General features: G+C 72.5%; 4 protein-coding genes. All 4 read left to right on the plus strand.

Going from position 1 to position 6190, the window contains the following annotated elements:
* Nucleotides 1–11: 11 nt before the first annotated feature.
* The 4 genes from rpoZ (at nucleotide 12) to ACFY1J_RS19660 (ending at nucleotide 5667) form a co-directional block, all read left to right on the plus strand.
* Complete coding sequence (rpoZ, locus tag ACFY1J_RS19645) at nucleotides 12–284, plus strand: DNA-directed RNA polymerase subunit omega (protein ID WP_005319902.1); 273 nt, start codon at nucleotides 12–14, stop codon at nucleotides 282–284.
* 159 nt (nucleotides 285–443) lie between these two features.
* Nucleotides 444–1646 (plus strand): bifunctional phosphopantothenoylcysteine decarboxylase/phosphopantothenate--cysteine ligase CoaBC, encoded by a 1203-nt coding sequence (gene coaBC, locus ACFY1J_RS19650; RefSeq protein ID WP_390710828.1) that lies wholly within the window; start codon nucleotides 444–446, stop codon nucleotides 1644–1646.
* 238 nt (nucleotides 1647–1884) lie between these two features.
* Nucleotides 1885–3093 carry a methionine adenosyltransferase gene (metK, locus tag ACFY1J_RS19655; RefSeq protein WP_390731576.1) on the plus strand — a complete coding sequence of 403 codons (1209 nt, stop codon included), beginning with the start codon at nucleotides 1885–1887 and terminating at the stop codon, nucleotides 3091–3093.
* Between the two features lie 426 nt (nucleotides 3094–3519).
* A complete protein-coding gene (locus ACFY1J_RS19660; RefSeq protein ID WP_390731577.1) occupies nucleotides 3520–5667 on the plus strand; it encodes a primosomal protein N' in 2148 nt (715 codons plus the stop codon).
* The last annotated feature ends 523 nt before the right edge of the window (nucleotides 5668–6190 follow it).

The following is a 6190-nucleotide window of genomic DNA, read 5'->3' on the forward strand; positions in this document are numbered from 1 at the left end:
GAAGGTAGAGCGTGTCCTCTTCCATCACCGCGCCCGAGGGCATCATCAACCCGCCGATCGACGAGCTCCTCGAGGCCACCGACTCGAAGTACAGCCTCGTGATCTATGCGGCCAAGCGGGCCCGCCAGATCAACGCGTACTACTCGCAGCTCGGCGAGGGCCTCCTCGAGTACGTCGGTCCGCTCGTCGACACCCACGTCCACGAGAAGCCGCTCTCGATCGCCCTGCGGGAGATCAACGCCGGTCTGCTGACGTCCGAGGCCATCGAGGGCCCGGCGCAGTAGTACTTTCGGATTGCGGTTGGCTTTATCCACAGGCCCGGCAGCGCGACTGCCGGGCCTGTGGTGTGCTCGGGGGTGCGGGGTCGTTCCCGGCCCGTGATGCAGCATTGAGTCGTACGTTGTCGAGATCGCGTCGTACGTTGTCGAGTTCGGGGAGCCACGGTGGACAAGCCAAGGGTCGTTCTGGGGGTCAGCGGCGGCATCGCCGCGTACAAGGCCTGTGAGCTGCTGCGGAGGCTGACGGAGTCCGGTCATGACGTGCGCGTGGTCCCGACCGCCTCCGCGCTGCACTTCGTCGGCGCAGCCACCTGGTCCGCCCTGTCCGGCAACCCCGTCTCCACCGAGGTCTGGGACGGCGTCCACGAGGTCCCGCACGTCCGCATCGGCCAGCATGCCGACCTGGTGGTGGTGGCTCCGGCCACGGCCGACATGCTCGCCAAGGCCGCCCACGGCCTCGCCGACGACCTCCTCACCAACACGCTCCTCACCGCCCGCTGTCCGGTCGTCTTCGCCCCGGCCATGCACACCGAGATGTGGGAGCACCCGGCCACCCGGGAGAACGTGGCGACGCTGCGCCGCCGCGGCGCCGTCGTGATCGAGCCGGCGGTCGGCCGCCTCACCGGCGTCGACACCGGCAAGGGCCGGCTGCCCGACCCCGCCGAGATATTCGAGGTCTGCCGCCGGGTGCTGGCCCGGGGCGTCACCGAGCCGGACCTGAAGGGCCGGCATGTCGTGGTCACCGCCGGCGGCACCCGTGAGCCCCTCGACCCGGTCCGCTTCCTCGGCAACCGATCCTCCGGCAAGCAGGGCTACGCCCTCGCGCGTACGGCCGCCGCGCGGGGCGCCCGGGTGACGCTGATCGCGGCGAACACCGGCCTGCCGGACCCGGCCGGCGTGGACGTCGTCCCGGTCGGCACGGCCGTGCAGCTGCGCGAGGCGGTGCTGAAGGCGGCCGCGGACGCCGACGCGGTGGTGATGGCCGCCGCCGTCGCGGACTTCCGGCCCGCGAACTACGCCTCGGGGAAGATCAAGAAGAAGGACGGCCAGGACCCGGACCCGGTCGTGCTGGTGCGGAATCCGGACATCCTCGCGGAGATCTCAGCCGACCGGGCGCGCCCCGGACAGGTGATTGTCGGTTTCGCCGCCGAGACGGACGACGTCCTCGCCAATGGCCGGGCGAAGCTGGCACGCAAGGGATGCGACCTGCTCGTGGTGAACGAGGTGGGGGAGCGCAAGACCTTCGGTGCCGAGGAGAACGAGGCCGTTGTGCTGGGCGCGGACGGCAGTGAGACGCCCGTACCGCACGGACCGAAGGAGGCTCTGGCCGACATCGTCTGGGACCTGGTGGGGCCCCGTCTGGGCTGATTCGTTTCGGCCATGCGACGGCGCCTTCCCCGGTGACATTGTCGCGTGGCGGCACTGGCCAATGCCGCTCGGCATTGGGCAGAATGCGCGTGCCGCAGGTCACAGCGCTCCCGAGAGGCGAGACGGGTGGGCCGGTGGCGGGGCACGACCGATAAACTGTTCTCGGACGACGCCGGGCGCAGCCCCCGTGTCGTCCGACAATGATCAGCCAGCAGCCGCTGCAACCCCAGGGAGCGTTGTGTCCCGTCGACTGTTCACCTCGGAGTCTGTGACCGAGGGTCACCCCGACAAGATCGCTGACCAGATCAGCGACACCATTCTCGACGCGCTTCTGCGCGAGGACCCGACCTCCCGGGTCGCCGTGGAGACACTGATCACCACGGGCCTGGTGCACGTGGCCGGTGAGGTCACGACCAAGACGTACGCGGACATCGCGACGCTGGTCCGCAACACGATCCTGGAGATCGGCTACGACTCCTCCAAGAAGGGCTTCGACGGCGCCTCCTGCGGTGTGTCGGTGTCGATCGGCGCGCAGTCGCCGGACATCGCCCAGGGTGTGGACAAGGCGTACGAGACCCGGGTCGAGGGTGACGACGACGAGCTCGACAAGCAGGGCGCGGGCGACCAGGGCCTGATGTTCGGCTACGCGACGGACGAGACGCCGACGCTGATGCCGCTCCCGATCTTCCTGGCGCACCGCCTGTCCAAGCGCCTCTCGGACGTCCGCAAGAACGGCACGATCCCCTACCTGCGCCCGGACGGCAAGACGCAGGTCACCATCGAGTACGACGGCGACAAGGCGGTCCGCCTCGACACGGTGGTCGTCTCCTCGCAGCATGCGAGCGACATCGACCTGGAGTCGCTGCTGGCCCCCGACATCCGTGAGTTCGTCGTGGAGCCGGAGCTCAAGGCGCTGCTCGACGAGGGCATCAAGCTGGACACCGAGGGCTACCGCCTGCTGGTCAACCCGACCGGCCGTTTCGAGATCGGCGGCCCGATGGGTGACGCGGGTCTGACCGGCCGCAAGATCATCATCGACACGTACGGCGGTATGGCCCGTCACGGTGGCGGCGCGTTCTCCGGCAAGGACCCGTCCAAGGTGGACCGTTCGGCGGCGTACGCGATGCGCTGGGTCGCCAAGAACGTGGTCGCCGCGGGCCTTGCCTCGCGCTGCGAGGTCCAGGTCGCCTACGCGATCGGCAAGGCCGAGCCCGTCGGCCTCTTCGTCGAGACCTTCGGCACCCACAAGGTCGAGCCCGAGAAGATCGAGAAGGCGATCGACGAGGTCTTCGACCTCCGTCCGGCCGCCATCATCCGCGACCTCGACCTGCTCCGCCCGATCTACGCCCAGACCGCGGCGTACGGCCACTTCGGCCGCGAGCTTCCCGACTTCACCTGGGAGCGCACGGACCGCGTGGACGCGCTGCGCAAGGCCGCGGGGCTGTAAGCCCCGAGTGCCGCTTTCCCGTCGAGGCCCGGCTTCCCTTCGGGGGCCGGGCCTCGGCGTTTCACGACCCGGCTGATTCACCGGCCGGGTAAATGGCTCGCGGGCGCTCCGTCACGCCCTTACGGTGGGGGATCTCTCGGTGCGACGACCGCGGTTACTTCGGTGGAGTGCGCTTCGTGCGTGCGGTGAAACTGGCTTTGCACAGACCGCTGTCGACTGGATCTCGGGAGAACGACGCCGCCCGGTGCGAGGGTCACGGGTACTTCAACTTCCGGAATGATTTCCACGCAGGTTCGAATCCTGCTGCCGGTCCTGGACCGGTATGGCCGAGCGGCCCAAGGCAGAAGTCAGCGCCTGACGGCGGCCGTGGCCGGGTTGATCTCGGGCGGGCGTCGGTTGTCAGTGGCTTTTGGTAAGAATGCAAGCGTGAGCAGCGAGAACGGGCAGGGGGACGCCGGGGCCGAAGCGGCGCCGCCGGAGCAGCTCGCGCTCATCCGGGAGAGCGTGCGGGGCGCCAAGGTGCCGCGGGCCAAGCCCCGGACCTGGCGCGGGGCCGCGCTCGCCAAGGAGTTGCCCGTCGCACGGGTGCTGGTCGACAAGGGCGTGCTCCACCTCGACCGGTACTTCGACTACGCCGTGCCCGAGGAACTGGACGCCGATGCCCAGCCCGGGGTGCGGGTGCGGGTGCGGTTCGGGGCCGGCCGGCACCGCGTGCGGGACGGGCGCCGCGAGGGCGGCGGGCTCATCGACGGCTTCCTCGTGGAGCGGCGGGCCGAGTCCGACTACTCGGGGCCGCTGGCCGCGCTGGCCCAGGTGGTGTCGCCCGAACCCGTGCTGAGCACGGAACTCCTCGGCCTGGCCAGGGCCGTCGCCGACCGGTACGCGGGCAGCCTCGCCGATGTGCTGCAACTGGCCGTGCCACCGCGCAGCGCGCGAGCCGAGCAGCGCCCCTCGCCTTCGCCACTGCCCCCGCCGGCGGCGCCCGACGCCGGGTCCTGGTCCCGGTACGAGCACGGGCCGGCCTTCGTCGAGTCGCTGGCCTCGGGCGGCGCGCCCCGCGCCGTGTGGAACGCGCTGCCCGGACCGGAGTGGAGCGAGGAGCTCGCGCGGGCCGTCGCGGCGACGCTCGCCTCGGGACGCGGCGCGCTCGTCGTCGTACCGGACGGACGGGCCGCCGCCCGGGTCGACGCGGCGCTGACCGCGCTGCTCGGCGAGGGACGCCACGCGCTGCTCACCGCCGACGCCGGGCCCGAGAAGCGATACGCACAGTGGCTCGCCGTGCGGCGGGGTTCCGTACGCGCCGTCGTCGGCACGCGGGCCGCCATGTTCGCGCCCGTGCAGGACCTCGGACTCGTCGCCATCTGGGACGACGGGGACGACAGCCACAGCGAGCAGCACGCGCCGCAGCCGCACGCCCGGGACGTGCTCCTGCTGCGCGCGGCCCTGGACAGGTGCGGCTTCCTGCTGGGCGGCTGGAGCTGCACCGTGGAGGCCGCACAGCTCGTGGAGAACGGCTGGGCGCGCCCCCTGATCGCGGGTCGGGAGCAGGTGCGGCGGGCCGCGCCCCTTGTCCGGACGGTGGGGGACGGCGACCTCGCCCGGGACGAGGCCGCCCGTGCCGCCCGGCTGCCGACGCTTGCCTGGCAGGCGGTCCGGGAGGGACTCAAGCACGGGCCGGTCCTCGTGCAGGTGCCCCGGCGGGGGTATGTGCCGCGCATGGCCTGTGCCCAGTGTCGGGCGCCCGCGCGGTGCCGGCACTGCTCCGGGCCGTTGGAGGCGCAGGACGCGGGGGCGTTGCGGTGCGGGTGGTGCGGTCGCGAGGAAGGTGCCTGGCACTGTCCGCAGTGCGGCGGCTTCCGGCTGCGGGCCCAGGTCGTGGGGGCGCGGCGGACGGCCGAGGAACTGGGGCGGGCCTTTCCCGCCGTACCGGTGCGCACCTCGGGGCGGGAGCATGTGCTGGACACGGTGCCGGGGACTCCCGCGCTGGTCGTGAGCACACCCGGGGCCGAACCCGTCGCCGAGGGCGGCTATGCGGCGGCCCTGCTGCTGGACGGCTGGGCCATGCTGGGCCGTCCCGATCTGCGGGCCGGAGAGGATGCGCTGCGCCGGTGGATCGGTGCCTGTGCGCTCGTACGGCCGCAGGGGGACCGGGGCACCGTGGTGGTCGTCGCCGAGCCGACGCTGCGGCCGGTGCAGGCGCTGGTGCGCTGGGACCCCGTCGGACACGCGGTGCGGGAGCTGTCCGAGCGGGCCGAGCTGGGATTTCCGCCGGTGTCCCGGATGGCCGCGGTGTCGGGCACGGCGGAGGCCGTCGCGGAGTTGCTTCACACCGCCGAACTGCCGTCGGACGCCGAGGTGTTGGGGCCCGTGCCGATGCCGGTCACCCTTCCGGGGCGGCCGAGGCGGACCGGGGCGCCACCGCCCGGGGAGCACTGGGAGCGCGCGCTCGTGCGGGTGCCGCCGGGAAGTGGGGCGGCGCTGGCATCCGCGCTGAAGTCGGCGCAGGCCGCGCGGATGGCGCGGGGGAGCGGGGAGGCCGTACGGGTACGGATCGATCCGCCGGACATCGGGTGAGGTACGCGGAGATCGGGTCGGGCCTGCGGCCATCGGGTGAGACCCGCGGAGGTCGGGTGAGACCCGCGGCCATCGGTTCGGGCCGGCGGTCATCGGATGGGACCTGCGGAGGTCGGTCAGGCCCGCGGGCATCGGGTCAGGCTCACGGTCATCGGGTGAGACCCGCGGCCGTCGGTTCGGGGCCGGCGGTCATCGGATGGGACCCGCGGAGGTCGGTCAGGCCTGCGGCCATCGGCTCGGGCTCGCGCCCATCGGCTCGGGCTCGCGCCCATCGGCTCGGGCTCGCGCCCATCGGGTCAGGCTCACGGTCATCGGGTGAGACCCGCGGCCGTCGGTTCGGGCCGGCGGTCATCGGATGGGATCCGCGGAGGTCGGTCAGGCCTGCGGCCATCGGCTCGGGCTCGCGCCCGTCGGCTCGGGCTCGCGCCCATCGGGTCAGGCTCACGGTCATCGGGTGAGACCCGCGGCCGTCGGTTCGGGGCCGGCGGTCATCGGATGGGACCCGCGGAGGTCGGTCAGGCCT

This window comes from Streptomyces sp. NPDC001406, from assembly GCF_042895285.1.
Taxonomy (GTDB): domain Bacteria; phylum Actinomycetota; class Actinomycetes; order Streptomycetales; family Streptomycetaceae; genus Streptomyces.